Genomic DNA, 15161 nt, shown 5'->3' on the forward strand with positions numbered 1-15161 from the left:
TTTATACCTCAACCTTTTCAGCGGTTACATCTGTTGTTATTTCTTCTTCTGATTCGACTTCGCCTTCTTCTTTTTTGAATAATTTATTTTTAATCCTTTCTCCAAATATTGTGACATCTTCAATAATTGCATATGCACAAGGAATGAAGATTAGAGTCATTATCGTTCCTGAAGTAAGACCCCATGCCATTGACATTGTCATTGGCACAAGCATCGCATCAGAACCACCGATTCCGTAAGCCGTCGGTAATAGACCTGAAACAGTTGTAAGTGAAGTTACAAGTACTGCTCTTAGCCTTAGTCCAGAAGCCTTAACAAGGATTTCATCGAGACTCAATTTACCTTCTTGTCTTAGCTCGTCAATGAAACTAATTAGAACAATCCCTGAATTTACAATAATACCAGCAAGTCCAATAATACCAATAAGGGCCAGGAAGCTAATAGGACGTGATCGATCAGGGTAACCACTTAGAATTGGTGTTGCAAAAGCAATTGAAAAACCAATAAAGCCTAGTGGTATTGTCATCATAATGATCATTGGCCTTAAAAAACTCTTAAATAAGAATACTAAGATCGCAAAAATCGCAATAATTGCTAGTACACCAGCTTCAGCAAGTGACTGTAGAGACTCCGCTGTACTTTCTGCAGCACCACCAAAACGTAGTGATACCCCAGGATATTTTGAAGATACTCTTTCAAAGATCTCTTTTAATTTAGAGTTTGCAGCAGCTGATGTTGTATTTATATTATCAACAGAACCAATAAGCGTTTTTGCTCGTTTAAAGTCATATCTCTTAACATTTGGTGTCCCTTCTTCCTTTCTCACTTTTGCAACAGAGCTTAGAGGAATGAGATTGCCACGATTATCCATAACTTTGATATTTAAGATATCACTTGGTTTTCCGCGAAGGGCCTTCTTAAATCTTACTTCAAGATCAACATCTTTATTATCAAGAGTTACTGTACTTGCAATACTTCCTGCGACTGCCGACCTAACTGCATTACCAATTTGAGATGCTGTTACACCTAATTGATCAGCTTTTACATAGTCAATATCAACGTAAACTTCTTCATCACCAAATACATCATCAGTTTTAAGATCTAGGACTCCATTGATTTGGCCGAGTTCATTAGAGATCTCTCCAATGATTTTATCAAGCTGTTCAAAACTATTAGATCTGAAGGTACCTTGGATATCTTCACCTACAGGAGGTCCATTTACTTGAGATTCAAAAGTTAGAGACTTTAGCTCTGGCATCTTGATTTCACGTAACTTCTTTAACATTACTGTTTCAGCAATATTAAATTTGGCATAGTCATTCACATAGACAAAGATTAGACCAACGTTATTTCCCTCTTTATCCTTTGGGTCTGAAAATCCAACTGAAGCTTTTCCTGCAAAACCAACAATATGCTTGGCCTGATCACCAATCTTTTCTTTAATTTTTTTGCTTATTGTAAGCATATATTCTTCAGTTTGCTCAACTGGAGTTCCTCTTTTGGCTTCATAGCGAACTAGGTAGATTTCAGTTTGATCCGCAGGGAAGAGGATAAACTTATTACCAACTGCCATGAAGACTAATGAACCGATAATAACTGAAGTGAAGAAGAATACCGAAATATAACGGTGTCTAACTGCAACAGCCATTAAGCTTTCAAATTTTGATTGAAACTTTGCAAACCAATCAGCTTTCTTTTCTTTACCTGTCTTCTTTGCTGAACCTGAGTATTTTGCAAGTCTCATTGGAAGTAAGAAAAAAGACTCGATTAAAGAAAGTATTAAAGAAGCGGTAACAATAATAGGGATTGCCTTAATAAATTGTCCCATGATTCCTTTTGTAACAAGCATTGGCAGGAAGGCCGCAATTGTCGTCATGGCCGTCCCTGTAATAGGAAGCCATAGTGACTTAACACTCTTTAGGGCTGCATCTTTTGCACTATATCCTTCTTCAGTCATCAATCTTGTAAAGTTCTCACTGATAACAACACTATTATCAACAAGCATACCAAGGGCAATAACGAGAGCTAGAATAGTCATAGCGTTTAACGTTAGGCCATAGTCAGGCATAAATCCGAGCGTACCAAATACCGCTAGAGGAAGAGAGAAACTAGCGAGTAAACCAATTCTTCCTGGTAAAAAGATAAAGAGGAAGAAAACGACCAGCAATAATCCAGAAATTGCGTTAGAAGCAAGTACTTCTAATTTATTTACAACTTTAATCTCTTCGTTGTTATAAACATAGAACTTATATTCAGGATATCTCTTTTCAAACTCCTTCATATGTTCTTTGATCTTTTCAACCATTTGAATTGTGTCTTCACCAGCTTTTTTAGAGATTGTAATTAAAGTAGCTTCTTCTCCATTATAAGAAGTAATAACTTTTCTCTCTTCTTTACCATCAACAACTTTTGCCACATCTTTTAGGAAGATATTTGAACCAGAGAAGTTAGAGCGAATTAAAATATTACGAAGTTGCTCCACGTTTTGAACTTTCGCTTCAATACGAACAAGCTTTTGATCATCTTCTGATTTAAGTGTCCCACCTGGAATATTAACATTTCGAAGTCTTAACTTATTTAAAACTTCATCAATTCCAATATGCATTTGGTTTAATTTCTTAAGGTCTAGAATAATTTCAAATCTTCTTTTAGAAAATCCATCAAGAGTAACACCTTTAACGGCCTTGATATCTTCAATATCTTCTTTAAGAACATCAGCCAGTGCATCTCTTTCTCGTATATTATTAGGTCCAACAAGTGCAATTTGATATACTGGAATCTCTTCTGAATTAACTTCTTGAAAGAGAGGAGCATCTTGAAGATCTGTCGGTAAGTCTGAAACTCGATCAACCGCCTTTTGTAAATCGCTCATAACGTCATCGACGCTATCAACATTATCCATATCAACACGTATTACAATTTTAGATAGCCCTGCCTGTGAAGTTGACTTAACGTCCTTTACTCCTGAGACAGTTCTGATTTCATCTTCAATCGGTTTTGTGATCTTAATCTCTATGTCATTTGCCGATGCACCATCATAAACTGTTGTCACAACAGCAGTTGCAAAGGAAACTGTCGGATAAGATTCGGCCGTCATTTTATTTAGTCCCATTAATCCATAGATTAAGAGGAAGAAGGTAACAACGATTGTAAATTTATGATTCTCTATAAAGAATTTTGATACAAGACTCATAGTTGTGCTCTTTTGTTTAACTTACATGGAGTTTGATTAAAAACTGTAAAATAATTAATAATTGTTTCGATTACTTGGTACTTAGTACTAATTTCATCAAGATTTGAATTTAGGAGTTGGTTCTCATCAATTAATAGATCTTGTGAAGTTAGACGGGCCTGACTAAATTTTCTCTTAGAATCTTTTAACGTTTCTCTAAGATGTTTCGCATTTCTTTTTTGTGCACGAATTACATTTTGAAGAGTTAGAACTGATCTTAATGTTTGAGCATGAAATGCATCTAGTTTCCCTTTTACCTCTTGTGAATCAGCTAGGTTTCTTCTTCTAATAATTTCGTCTTGGATGGCCTTTGTTTTATCTTTTTCTCCACCGATTGGCATTGTCCATTGAAGACCTACTGAGAAACGGCTATCTCCTTCATCTGAAAGTTTTTTGAAGCTATCTGAATAACTATAGTCTTTCCCGACAACTTCAAATTGCGAAATTAGCTTGAGATTTGATTTGTCATAATTCTTATTAACTTCTCTTGAAAGTTCTAAATCTTTTTGAAGAAGGCCAAGAATCTCATCGTATTGTGTGTATTCAAGAGGAAGGGAAGTCATGTGTTGTGCTATTTTCTGCGTACAGGCCATGACATCATTAACTGTATTATCAAGATTATAATTTGCTAATCTAAGATCTTTACCACCTAATTTATCTGGAAAGAGTGACTTTAAAGTTTTGATCAACTCGTTTCGTTCAAACTCTAAAAGATAGAGTTGCCCATTACGTGCTTCAACTTGTGAGCTAATTCGAGCAAGATCACCTTTGTCAGCAATGTTGCTTTGAAATCTCTTTCTTGTATCTTTTTCGAGTTTCTTTGTTGTTTTTAAAAGAGCACGTGCAATTTTTGTGGATTCATTATTGGCCACAATCTTCCAGTAGAGCTTTCTAACTTCTTGAATAAAAGTATGCTCTGAAATTGATCTTTGTCTTTTAGATATTTCTTCTTGTACTAAAAGGCTCTTATCTTGTACTCGAGAAGTTGAACCCAGGAAATCCTTATAAAGATCTAAAGCTAAAAAGGCTCCAGCTGATGTTGTTGTCCCATCTTTATAGAGATTATTTGTTACTTGATTACTATTCATCACAACACCGTACTGAAGTCCGTACTTTGAGTTCTTTGATAACTTTGCTTTAAAGTCTGCCACAGGAGAGCTTACTGGAATAAATTGAACAAAGGATTGCTCTTTTGTTTCCTGATAATTTGCTTCGGCATCAAAAGTAAAACCAAAGTTCTCATCATACTTGGCCCTTTCTTGCTTCTTTGCTAATTCATCAAGAGATATCCTTAAGCGATTAAAGTTCTCTTGGCCGGCCCAGTTTACTAATGTTTCTTCGTTAACAGTAATGGTCTCTGCGTGGATACTTTGATTGATTAATAGTACGAGGAGAATCGAAGATGATAATCCTTGGCATAAGTACTTGAAAATATTCATAAAAGTCCTAGGTTTTAGTCAAACGTATGTTTAGTTCAAACGATTGTTTGAATCTTACGATAGTATAGAAGAAAAATCCAGTAATTTATTTTGTGTTAGTTAAAGTGAATACGTTCTGTTTGTAAATAGAGATTATTGCCTACCTGGTTCGTGTTCATTGTTGATGCGATATAATTTATTTGAGTCTCTTACTAAGACTCTTTAGCTTTATCAGGAGGTTGAGCTGAATTATCCTCAAAGAGCATTAGAAACTTTTAAGAAATTCTCTAACTTATTAGAGTTTCGACGTTTCTATATCGCTTCTTATGAGAGAATGGCCAAGCGCTACGATTCTGCCGAACGTGCCCAACTTTCCCACGAATTAATTGATGAGTCTCTTCAGGATATAATTGCTGATGCTGATGTAAATGAATTAATCTCTTGTCGAAAGGGCTGTTCAGCATGTTGTCATACTCAGGTCTCTGTAAATCGTGATGAAGCTGATTTACTTGCAATTAGCATTTTAGAAGACGGAATAAAGATTGATGTTGAAAAATTAGTTAAGCAGTCTTTGAAAAAAGATAGTACTGAAGCTTGGTTTGAACAGGACTTCCAGGATAGGAGCTGTGTCTTCTTAGATGAAAACGGTGCTTGTAAGGTCTACTTTGATCGACCAAGTGTATGTCGTACAAATTATGCCGTTAGTGATCCAAGCGCTTGTGATACAAGCAATGGCCACTACCAATCGATTCGCCTATTAAAGACTAAAAAGCCAGACTTAATAACGATAGCCGCTTTTAACTTAAGTGGGGAAGGGGGAGCTCTTCCACATATGCTTGTCCAGGCAATCAATAGAATCTCTCAAGAAAAACTAACGAAATCAATGAAGAAAAACTTCAAAAGGTTTAGGCTAAAGCAGCTTAAAAACCTTTTCAATGACCTAATGATGTAATAAAAACATCAATATGCCATGTCCACTTTGCTTAAATAATTCAACGCAGCTCTACGCGCACGCCATTCAAAATGATTATTTTGAGTGCCTTAATTGTTCTTATGTTTTTAAGGATCGCAATAAATTATTAGAAGCAAAAATTGAAAAAAGTCGTTATGACAATCATAATAATGATAGTGTCGACCAAGGATATGTGGACTTTCTCAATCGCCTAATTCTACCTTTAAATGAAAGACTTCATCGTCCTTCAAAAGGATTAGATTTTGGCTGTGGCCCTGGCCCGACTTTGTCTTTAGAGATGGCAAAACTAGGACATGATGTTAAAGATTATGATATTTACTACGCTGATGATAAGTCTCTCTTAGTTGAAGAAGGTTACGACTTTGTAACTTCCACAGAGGTTTGGGAGCACTTCTATAGTCCATATGAAGATATTAGAAGATGTTGGAGTCTTGTAAAGCCTGGTGGGCTCTTAGGTGTAATGACTTACTTTCTTCCAGAAGATAAAGATAAATTTAATAATTGGTGGTATCTAAGGGATGAGACTCATGTAGGATTCTTTAATGAGGACGTCTTTACTTTTATCGCAAAAGAATTAGGTGCCAGTATTGAGATAATTAATCGACAGGTCGTTATTTTAAAAAAGGATTTATGATGAAGATTTATGGAATTAAAAATTGTGATACTGTAAAAAAAGCTCTTAAGTATTTAGATGCAAAAGGTGCAAGTTACGAGTTTATTGATTATAAGAAAACTCCTCCAACGAAAGAAGATTTAAAAAGATGGGACGAAGCTTTTGGTGAGTTACCTGCAAATAAAAGAGGTCCAACATTTAGAAAGATCAAGGATGAATTTGAAGGGGCAACTAAAGCACAACAGATTAAACTTCTAATAGAAAATTCATCTGCTATTAAGAGACCAATACTTGAAAAGGGTAAGAAGACATTACGTGGCTTCAGCACTGAAGAGTGGGATAAAGTAGTAAAATAATAATTTATGTTAAAAGATTTAAAAGACACAAATACATATCGCAAAAAGTGCATGGGCTGTTCAAGGCCTAGCACTCTTTGCGTCTGTCATCATTTAAGGCCATTTACTTTAAATACTAAGTTTGTGATTCTTATTCATCCGATGGAGGCCAAGAAGGAAAAGCTTGGCACTGGTCGAATGACTCATAAAGTTCTAGAAAATAGTGAACTCATTATGGGAATTGATTTTACTCAAGATAAGCGAGTAAACGCTTTACTTGAAGATGATGACTATTATCCAATGGTCTTATACCCAGGTGAGGATGCGCTTAATATCTCTTCTCCTACTGAAGATGATATCAAGCTTCTATCAAAGAAGAAGCCTTTGATCTTTGTGATTGATGGAACATGGCCTTGTGCCAAGAAGATGATGAAGCTATCAAAAAATATCAATACGCTTCCTCGTATCTCATTTTCATCAGACAAAGAGTCCGCCTTTCTCATTAAGCACCAACCTCATAAGCAGGCGCTTTCTACTGTTGAGTCGGTGCATGTCCTAATCGAAGAACTTGGAAAATTTGGTGTTGAAGAATTAGATGGAAGCCAAGACTCAATGATTACGGCCTTTAAGGCCATGGTTCAAAAGCAAATTGATATTGCCTCTGATCCAAATATCCCAAGCTATCGCGGGCGTAAAATGAACAACCAGAGGGTTGCTTTGGTGCGCGAAAAAAAGAATCGCTCCTTTATTCTCAAATAAGGTTAAAAAACCCATTTATTTGGCACTTGAAAACTATACTAAGTGACTGTAATTGCTCAGTTTGTACTTAAGTTCCTGCTTTTTTAGGATCTCTTAAGGCCCTATAATAAAATAGTATTAAATAAAGAGGGATCTTATGAGAACTTTAAGCGTACTCAATAAATTATTTACCATGGCCATCATCTTTTCGATGATCAATTTAAATATTGCTATCAATATTGAACAGGCCCGTTTCAATATCTCTTCAACTCAAGCCTACGCGCAAGCACCTGAGGACCCAGCTCCAGAAGGTGAGCCAGAAAGAGATCCGCAGCAAAGTTCATCAGGTGGTTCAATGGAATCCCAAGAAGTTCGTTCAAATGATGGAACTGTTGTACTCGAAAACACACAAGAAACAGATACGGATGCTATCACTCAAAAACGAAAGGAAATGAGTGGTACTTACAACAAAGAAGACTCAAGTGGCTTACTAGGTATTTTTAATAATCAACTAATAGCTCCACTAATTTTACTTGGAATAGCTTATCTAGTTTCTCAAATATGGACAGTGTTTCAACCATCGAAGCCGTTGGATGTTTGGTTTGCTGCTGGAGGAGCTGCAATTTTACTAGCTCAAGAGTTAATGTCTAGCTTTAAACAAACTGAAGCTTTAAAAGATCGTAAAAGTAAAATTGAATATGAGGGATTAGGTGAAGATGGAACTGTTGATATTTCGCAAAAACAAATGATAGAGGAAGAAAAGCAAGCTTTAGAAGAAATTAAGGATACAGCAGAGTCAAAGTCAAAGTATCAGAAGGCAGCTGCTGCAGCATTTGCTACCGCTTCTGGTATTGCGCTTATTAATGGTAATACAGAGTTTATTCAGGCACAGTCCTGTGCTGCTGCTTTAAATGCAAGAGTTAGCGCGCTTGCTGCAGTCTCAGCTGCAAGTGCCGCTTGTTTCAATGCTTCAAAAGCAGCGAGTGCACCAGTCGCTTCAGCATGTGAAGCGGCAGCGGTAACTACTGAAAACATTGAGGCTTTAAAAATCGTTCCTGCTGAATCAATGTCTCAATATAATACTTTACAAGCTCTATTGGGAACAAAAGAATCAGAAAAAGAAATTTGTAATCTTACTGGAGAAAAGGTTTCAGCTATGTCTTTAACTGAGTGTGAAGGTAAATTAGAAGCAGCTTTAGCTGCAACTCCTGTATCTACCGCTCTTGTTGCAAAACTAAAGATTGCTTTTGCAGATCATGCTGCAGCAAATACAGCATTAACTGCTACTCTTGCCCCTGTTGAGTCAGCGTGCTTGATTCATACAGCTACAACGGAGAAAAACTCAGGCGCAATGGTTAAAAAAGGCTCAGTAAGTGTAGATAAATCAAGTAAAAGTTATTTCTATGCATTGATATTAAAGTGGTTTGTTTCAAAAGCTCATGCGGGTACTGGTGGTATGATAGGTGGTCTTTTAGGTTTGATTGGTGCTTACTTAGTGCCAATTGGTAGTGCAATGGATGCTTTTGCTTTTTCTAGTAAGAAAAGAGGCTATTTATGGCTTTTGATGAGTGGAACATCTTTAGGATCAGCAATGGCCATGGACAAAGAAGCAGAGAATGCAGAAGAAAATATAAAAAAGCTTGAAGCCATATTAAAAAAGTTTAAGTCTGCCCAAGCTGTAACAAAGGTAGCTACTAGGAACCTATCTAAGAAGACGACTCGATTTGCAGCTTATCAACCACAAAAGATTGGAACAGAACTTGAGTGTGTTGGAGGACTTCCAAAAATTAGAACAAATAATGGATCTAAAGCATGTCCATCTCCTGAGAAATATCTAGTCGAAGGCTCAAGAGAGTTAAGCAATGTTGGATTCTCAGTACCTGATGGATTTACTGGAGCAATGGTCGATGCAACTAATGGTTTAAATGGAGTGGATACTGTTAGTCCTAAAACACAACATGCAATTGATGTTATGGGAAGAAATGCAGAAGCAATTCATAAAAAAGCTGCGCAAGCTCTAAAGAAGACAATTGATAAAATGGATAAAAAGAATAAGAAACGATCAGCAAATTTACTTGCTTCACTTGGGAACAAATTTGGAAAATTAAATAAGAAAGCTGGTGGTAAAGGTGGACTTATGTCGGCCCTTCCATACTTATCACAACCACCAAAACAAGATGGTGAAGAAAATGGTGATGAGACTGCTGGTCAGCAAGATGGATTAGCAGCAAAAGCTAAAGGTGGAAGTGGAATAGGTAAGTATAAGGCACCTAAGGCAGAGAAGTTTAAGTTTGATTTTGGTGCAGATGATGCACAAGCGTATGCTGCTCAAAAACATGCAGAGTTTGATGAAACAGCTCAGGCCGTTGCAAATATGGAAGAGACTCCAGATGGTGAAATTATTGAAGATAAGAGTGTTGATATCTGGAAGGTAATTTCTGTGCGCTATAAAAAGACTGCATATGATAGATTATTAAAACGTATTGAATAATTAGAAAATAAAAAGGGCCTTGATGAGGCCCTTTTTTTATAGATCGATTTTCTTAATTCTCTTATCAATTCCTAAATTCTTCTTACGATATTTATCACCGAAGTTTCTTGGGCAATCGACTGATTCGTAAGTGAAGAGTTTTGTATCATTAAAATAAGAAAGATTCTTCTTTCCATTATAATACCATTGCGAATTTGACCATGAGCTAACTTTCATCTCTGGCTCTTTGCTCTTCTCGTTGATGACAATATCATCAACACGATAGATAGAGCTTGGAGTACGACCTGACTTTGCGTAACGAGTATCTATTTCCTTCACGCATGAGTCAACTTCATAAGCAATCTCATAACTAGGAGAGCAAGCTACAAGTGTCGATAATGTAAGGATAGCTAGGCTAATTCTTTTCATACGTATCATATCGTCAGATGAAGTGATTTTCTTGAACTGTCTAAGTAATTTTAAAGAAAAATTAAGTACTTACGATATGAACTAGTTATAATATCTTAAGACAATGCCTAGAACGATGTAGAAGAAGAAGTGGCAGCCGAGAGAAAGTAAGTAGCCACGATAGAAGTAAGCAATCAGGTATGCAAAGAGCGTTCCCCCTAGAATTGAAGGAATAATAAAATAAAGGGCCTTCAGTCCAAAGATGTAAAATAGTGGGAGGTGAATAATTGCAAAGAATATTCCAAAGTATTTAACGCTATCTCTTCGATTAAAAGTCTTAATATAATATTCCACTAGAATATTAATTAGTATCTGTTGAAAGATAATATCACTAGATTTTGCAACGAAGATATTCCAACTAAAGAGTGGGAATAAAATCTTTGAATTTGTAATTTCTAATTTTTTAATAATAGAAATTGGAAAGATATAATCAATGCAAAGGGCAATGGCCAAAAAGATTGCAATGATCTTTAAGTAAGAAGCGATATGTTCTTTTGAGATCTTAAGAGAGTTTGTTGTGTAATTAAAAACAAGAGCACTTGATAGAAATATAAGTGAATTGATTGCCCATCCTGAGTCGTAATCTAGGCCATAGTTTTCTTTTAGAATTAAATTGAGAAATCCCATAACGAAAACCCAAAAGGCCCCTAGGATAAATGTAAATTTCAATGTTTCTTGTTTCATATTTTGAAGTGTAAAGTCGTAAGAAAAATGGCGCACTCGTCAGGATTCGAACCTGAGACCGTCCGCTTAGAAGGCGGATGCTCTATCCAGCTGAGCTACGAGTGCGTAACAGTGACTTTGTGTTCAGTTAAAATAATGGCACATGCCACATTTGTCAATATAAGATGTAAAATATGTTGAAGTGATGGTAAAGTTTATATATACAAAATCACTAGGAAATTATGTCAGAAAATGCAATTAAGGCCAAAATTATTCGCTCTCATCAGCGTGACTTCGACTGTCTGATCGAGGGGACGAAGGATGTTGTCAAAGCAACTGCCCTTGGTAACCTTTTGAAGAAAGGGGAGACCTTGGTGGTTGGCGATAATGTTTGTTTAGAGACGATCCCTGAAACGGGTGAGTATCTAATCAAGGAAGCCTTAGAGCGTAAGAATGAGATTTTTAGAGTTCTTGTAAGAGTTTCAAAAAAGAAAGTTACCGCAGCAAATTGTGATTATCTGGTCATTCTCTCAAGTGCAGCAAGGCCAAAGTTTAAAAGAGGAATCGTTGATCGCTTCCTTGTAAGAGCATTCCAATGGGGAGTCGAGCCTATCGTCGTCTTTAATAAGATGGATGGTTATGACCCTGAAGAATTTGATATTCAATACGAAGTACTACGTCTTAAAGAGTTAGGAGTGAAGTACTTTGAGATCTGTGCTCTAGATCAAGATTATGAAACTCAATATCTTAAAGGTGGAATGCACGAGTTTAAAGAGGCCTTAAAGGGCAAGACCGCTCTGTTCGTTGGCCAATCGGGTGTGGGGAAATCGGAGACGATTTCATGTCTTTCAGATGGTGAAGTGGAGTTAAAGACAAAGAAGGTTGGAAAAGTCGGTAAAGGCTCTCACACAACAACTTGGTCTGAAATTGTTGATTTAGGTGACTTCTATCTAATTGATTCACCAGGTATACGTTCATTTTCTTTAGATGATATCGATCCTGAAGAACTAATTGAGTACTTTCCAGACTTAAAAGAGATTTCACGCCACTGCCAATTCTCAAATTGTACCCATGAGCCTCACAATAAGGGCTGTGCCTTTTATTCTGAGGAATATGATCCAGATACTGAAGAGGGATTAATGATTCATTCTCGACTTGAGAGCTATCATTTATTCTATTCCGAGATCTCTGAGACCCCATTTTGGCAAAAGAAGAAAAAATACTCTAAGTAATTGATTTTATGAACTTGTTTGTATGGAATTTCTTGCCCAAGCACGAATTTATCTAATGTTTACCTCATGAAATTCTCCCTTTTGACGACAAGTAAGTCAGTAAATTTATCGTTATAAGGGGTAGAAATGTCTGACAATAAAGTAATCAACTTCCAAGCTAAAAGAGAAGAAAATATTGAAAAGAAACGTCGTAGTTTTGAGCGTATTTGTTTCAATAATTTTATGGGAGCTTACTCGGTAATTGAGTCAGATGGTTATTCTTATCCTATTAATATGGTTGATATCTCAAAAGATGGACTTTCATTTAATGTTCCATGGAATGAGAAAACAGATACAAAGATTAAGCTAGGGGAAGACCTTAAGCTTAAATTCTACTTCACTAAAGGTTCTTATATTCCTGTAATCGTTACGATTCGTCATAGCGCACTGACAGAGGGAGCTGATGGTGTCACTTATATGCAATATGGTTGTGAGTTTGATAAATCAATGCACTCATTCAAGGCCATGGAGCAGTTCATTAACTTTATCTACGCATTCTCAGAGTATTCAGTAGTGGATAATGGTGAGATGAAGTCACTGTTCATTTAATCGCTTATCTAATTGCAATTAGGCTTTGAACCTTATAATATCGGGCCATGAAAATAGCTATTTTAGGAAGTGATAGAGAGGCTCTTGACGCCTACCAGTATTTTACTGAGCTTGGTGTTCATGTGAAGCTTTTTGGTGAATTTAATCCATCTATGGATTTAAGTGGTGTTTCACACAAGAATGTGAAAATTGCTCGCGTACACAAAAGATTTATTGCCCCTTCTCATCGCTTTGAGAGTCGATCTCGAATGGCCGACACGTTTCGAGTTGTTTTCAACGTTAATGCAACCAGCGAAATAGAAAGACAGAAATTAGAGAATCCTGAGATCTTTGAAAAACTTGGAGAAGATGTTTTGGAGTCTCTAAAAAACTCAATTGAGTCCTTTGAAGACTTTGACTTCGTTTGTTTCTCAAATGAATTATATCGTCCCAATGCTATGGGAGCTGCGAATGTTTGTGCTCTTAATGAAAAGACATTAAGAAATGATGAGAGACTAACTTATCACAGTGAGCATCAGTCTTGTCTTGATGCAATTAAGCAAGCACGTAACTTATGTCTTGTTGGAAGTGGACGCGAGAACCTAAGACTCCTTAATGAGCTTAAGGATGTGTATCTCGAAGACCTAACAAAGACAATTCAACTTGTAACAAGTGAAGAGATCCCGTTTGATGGGATTGATTTAAAAGATAAAGAATTAATTGATGGTTTTAGAGATCTTCTTGCAAAAGATCGTGAACAATTTAATTCTGAAGTCACTGAATTTGAAAAGAAGATTATGGAGTGGCGCTCTCTTGAGCCTCATATTAAAGCAAAGACTCCAGCTCCGGCCGAACCAAAGCCACGTCTCATGATTTATAATAGTGCTGTTGTTTCATCAGTTGATAAACTGCTAGATCGAGAAGGACTTTTTGTTACGATCGAAGGTAGTGAACTTCTTGGAGGAGCAGAGCAATTAAAGACATTGGCCTGTGATCGAATTTGTGTTGATCAAGGTTTATATCTTGATACGGAGAAAATAAGAGGCTTAGATCACAATGAAGAAGGCTTTTATTCACTAATTGATATGTCATTAGATGAAATTAAAGAAGATATGTTAAAATACTTTTCTAAGCAAAATTAATTAAAGGTTAAGAATTGAAATATATTTCGCTATTACTATTAACAATCTTATTCTCGTGCTCAACTGTGGTCGAGCGTGACTTTGAGAGAGTTCAGACAGATGAGTATTATCGAGACTCTGGAGCGGCAGTATACTTTCTTCCTCTTATTCCTCAATGGCGTGACTATTCAAGTGCATCTCAATGTTCTCGCTCAACTCAAATCCGTTATTTAAATATTAAAAACTTAATGACGAGTTTTTCTCTTGATCACCAGAATGCTTCACAAATTCAATATGCCTTTAATAAAATCTACCGTGAAAAGGCAAAGGGAATGGATCGAAGTCCAACACTAAAAGAAGTCGAGCAAATCTTCTTTAGTGCAAATGACCTTGTAAGTGCAACAGGTGGATACTTAAAAAGACCAAAGTTTAAGAATGTTAATATTATCTGGTTTGATAGCTACCGAGAAAACTTATCGAGACTTTCTCGATTAATGAATTCTAAATCTATGCTGCAAGGTAGACCTATTTTTGTTTCAACTTGTTTTCTAGAAGATGAAATGAAGTCAATGATGAAAAAGGCAAATGTCGTTTATGAAGGTGCTTTCTTTGTGGACTTTAGTTACTTAACTTACTTTGATGAAGCTGGAGAGTTAACATCAGAAGAGTCTTTATATATAAGAAGCTATTTAGAAAAGAGTGTTAAAAATATTAGAATATATTCTAATTCAAAACGTCCTTCATTCGTTAAAGGTCGTTATAAATTTATTAAATATTAAGGAGTAACCAATGTTTGGTTTAGGAACAAAGAAAGATTCTCACAAAGAAGAATTAGATCGTATTTACGCAAACTTCCAGACAAATATGGGAGATTTTAAAGTTGAACTTTATGCAAAGGAATGTCCTGAAACGGTATGGAATTTTGTTAACCTTGCAGAGGGAAGACAGAAGACTTCAGCAAAAGAAGGGCCATATTATGATGGGCTAATTTTCCACCGTGTTATCTCTGGATTTGTTATCCAAGGTGGATGCCCAGAAGGTTCGGGAATGGGTGGACCAGGTTATAAATTTGAAGATGAATGTCTTCCAGAACTTCGTCATGAAGGTGCGGGAATTCTTTCAATGGCAAATGCAGGGCCTGGAACAAATGGCTCTCAATTCTTTATTACACTAGGTGCAACACCACATTTAGATGGACGCCACACTGTATTTGGTAAAGTTATTGAAGGAATGGATGTTGTAGAGAAGATTGGTGCAGTTCGTACAGGTATGCACGATCGTCCAATGCATGACATCGTTATGGAAAAAGTAACAATTGAGAGACCTTAGAA

The 15161-nt window shown here is 36.3% G+C and carries 14 protein-coding genes and 1 tRNA gene; 10 read left to right on the plus strand and 5 right to left on the minus strand.

Annotated features, from left to right (window positions below):
• Position 1: 1 nt before the first annotated feature.
• Entirely contained in the window at positions 2-3193 is a 3192-nt protein-coding gene (locus tag VCM44_RS03615) for an efflux RND transporter permease subunit (protein ID WP_334678037.1), read from the minus strand.
• Positions 3190-4671, minus strand: coding sequence for a TolC family protein (locus tag VCM44_RS03620; protein ID WP_334678038.1), 1482 nt, complete (start codon positions 4669-4671; stop codon positions 3190-3192). The genes VCM44_RS03615 and VCM44_RS03620 overlap by 4 nt, the downstream gene beginning before the upstream one ends.
• A 313-nt stretch (positions 4672-4984) precedes the next feature.
• Between VCM44_RS03620 and VCM44_RS03625 the strand changes: the two genes are divergently transcribed.
• The 5 genes from VCM44_RS03625 to VCM44_RS03645 all read left to right on the plus strand — a co-directional run bounded on the left by VCM44_RS03625 (position 4985) and on the right by VCM44_RS03645 (position 9800).
• Positions 4985-5602 (plus strand): YkgJ family cysteine cluster protein, encoded by a 618-nt coding sequence (locus VCM44_RS03625; RefSeq protein WP_114705554.1) that lies wholly within the window; start codon positions 4985-4987, stop codon positions 5600-5602.
• A 13-nt stretch (positions 5603-5615) separates the two neighbouring features.
• Complete coding sequence (locus VCM44_RS03630; protein WP_114705553.1) at positions 5616-6257, plus strand: class I SAM-dependent methyltransferase; 642 nt, start codon at positions 5616-5618, stop codon at positions 6255-6257.
• Positions 6254-6592, plus strand: a complete 339-nt coding sequence (locus VCM44_RS03635; RefSeq protein WP_334678039.1) for an arsenate reductase family protein — start codon at positions 6254-6256, stop codon at positions 6590-6592. Before VCM44_RS03630 ends, VCM44_RS03635 begins: the two co-directional genes overlap by 4 nt.
• A gap of 6 nt (positions 6593-6598) precedes the next feature.
• Positions 6599-7330 carry a tRNA-uridine aminocarboxypropyltransferase gene (locus tag VCM44_RS03640; RefSeq protein WP_334678040.1) on the plus strand — a complete coding sequence of 244 codons (732 nt, stop codon included), beginning with the start codon at positions 6599-6601 and terminating at the stop codon, positions 7328-7330.
• Positions 7331-7466: 136 nt separating this feature from the next.
• Positions 7467-9800: a hypothetical protein gene (locus VCM44_RS03645; protein WP_334678041.1), complete on the plus strand. Its 2334-nt coding sequence runs from the start codon at positions 7467-7469 to the stop codon at positions 9798-9800.
• Positions 9801-9836: 36 nt separating this feature from the next.
• Here the strand turns inward: VCM44_RS03645 and VCM44_RS03650 are convergent, their stop codons facing one another.
• The 3 genes from VCM44_RS03650 to VCM44_RS03660 form a co-directional block, all read right to left on the minus strand.
• Positions 9837-10208 (minus strand): hypothetical protein, encoded by a 372-nt coding sequence (locus tag VCM44_RS03650; RefSeq protein ID WP_114705549.1) that lies wholly within the window; start codon positions 10206-10208, stop codon positions 9837-9839.
• 81 nt (positions 10209-10289) lie between these two features.
• Positions 10290-10931, minus strand: coding sequence for a hypothetical protein (locus VCM44_RS03655; RefSeq protein ID WP_334678042.1), 642 nt, complete (start codon positions 10929-10931; stop codon positions 10290-10292).
• 28 nt (positions 10932-10959) lie between these two features.
• Positions 10960-11036 (minus strand) — tRNA-Arg (locus tag VCM44_RS03660).
• 116 nt (positions 11037-11152) lie between these two features.
• Between VCM44_RS03660 and rsgA the strand changes: the two genes are divergently transcribed.
• From rsgA to VCM44_RS03685, 5 genes are all read left to right on the plus strand, one after another.
• Entirely contained in the window at positions 11153-12142 is a 990-nt protein-coding gene (gene rsgA, locus VCM44_RS03665) for a ribosome small subunit-dependent GTPase A (protein ID WP_120405351.1), read from the plus strand.
• Between the two features lie 126 nt (positions 12143-12268).
• A complete protein-coding gene (locus VCM44_RS03670) occupies positions 12269-12730 on the plus strand; it encodes a PilZ domain-containing protein (RefSeq protein ID WP_114705546.1) in 462 nt (153 codons plus the stop codon).
• A 47-nt stretch (positions 12731-12777) separates the two neighbouring features.
• Positions 12778-13851, plus strand: coding sequence for a hypothetical protein (locus tag VCM44_RS03675; RefSeq protein ID WP_334678043.1), 1074 nt, complete (start codon positions 12778-12780; stop codon positions 13849-13851).
• Positions 13852-13865: 14 nt separating this feature from the next.
• The gene (locus tag VCM44_RS03680) at positions 13866-14609 is read left to right on the plus strand and encodes a hypothetical protein (protein ID WP_334678044.1); all 744 of its coding nucleotides are present in this window, start codon (positions 13866-13868) and stop codon (positions 14607-14609) included.
• Positions 14610-14619: 10 nt separating this feature from the next.
• The gene (locus VCM44_RS03685; RefSeq protein ID WP_114705543.1) at positions 14620-15159 is read left to right on the plus strand and encodes a peptidylprolyl isomerase; all 540 of its coding nucleotides are present in this window, start codon (positions 14620-14622) and stop codon (positions 15157-15159) included.
• Positions 15160-15161 lie beyond the last annotated feature (2 nt).

The sequence above is a fragment of the Halobacteriovorax sp. DPLXC-1 genome, assembly GCF_036903125.1.
Classification (GTDB): domain Bacteria; phylum Bdellovibrionota; class Bacteriovoracia; order Bacteriovoracales; family Bacteriovoracaceae; genus Halobacteriovorax_A; species Halobacteriovorax_A vibrionivorans.

Excerpts from the sequence above, each read along its gene's own strand:
- VCM44_RS03650 (WP_114705549.1), bottom strand. The coding sequence starts at position 10,208 with ATGAAAAGAATTAGCCTAGCTATCCTTACATTATCGACACTTGTAGCT.
- VCM44_RS03685 (WP_114705543.1), top strand. The coding sequence starts at position 14,620 with ATGTTTGGTTTAGGAACAAAGAAAGATTCTCACAAAGAAGAATTAGAT.
- VCM44_RS03645 (WP_334678041.1), top strand. The coding sequence starts at position 7,467 with ATGAGAACTTTAAGCGTACTCAATAAATTATTTACCATGGCCATCATC.
- VCM44_RS03615 (WP_334678037.1), bottom strand. The coding sequence starts at position 3,193 with ATGAGTCTTGTATCAAAATTCTTTATAGAGAATCATAAATTTACAATC.
- VCM44_RS03635 (WP_334678039.1), top strand. The coding sequence starts at position 6,254 with ATGATGAAGATTTATGGAATTAAAAATTGTGATACTGTAAAAAAAGCT.
- VCM44_RS03655 (WP_334678042.1), bottom strand. The coding sequence starts at position 10,931 with ATGAAACAAGAAACATTGAAATTTACATTTATCCTAGGGGCCTTTTGG.
- VCM44_RS03630 (WP_114705553.1), top strand. The coding sequence starts at position 5,616 with ATGCCATGTCCACTTTGCTTAAATAATTCAACGCAGCTCTACGCGCAC.
- VCM44_RS03620 (WP_334678038.1), bottom strand. The coding sequence starts at position 4,671 with ATGAATATTTTCAAGTACTTATGCCAAGGATTATCATCTTCGATTCTC.
- VCM44_RS03640 (WP_334678040.1), top strand. The coding sequence starts at position 6,599 with ATGTTAAAAGATTTAAAAGACACAAATACATATCGCAAAAAGTGCATG.
- VCM44_RS03625 (WP_114705554.1), top strand. The coding sequence starts at position 4,985 with ATGGCCAAGCGCTACGATTCTGCCGAACGTGCCCAACTTTCCCACGAA.
- VCM44_RS03670 (WP_114705546.1), top strand. The coding sequence starts at position 12,269 with ATGTCTGACAATAAAGTAATCAACTTCCAAGCTAAAAGAGAAGAAAAT.
- rsgA (WP_120405351.1), top strand. The coding sequence starts at position 11,153 with ATGTCAGAAAATGCAATTAAGGCCAAAATTATTCGCTCTCATCAGCGT.
- VCM44_RS03675 (WP_334678043.1), top strand. The coding sequence starts at position 12,778 with ATGAAAATAGCTATTTTAGGAAGTGATAGAGAGGCTCTTGACGCCTAC.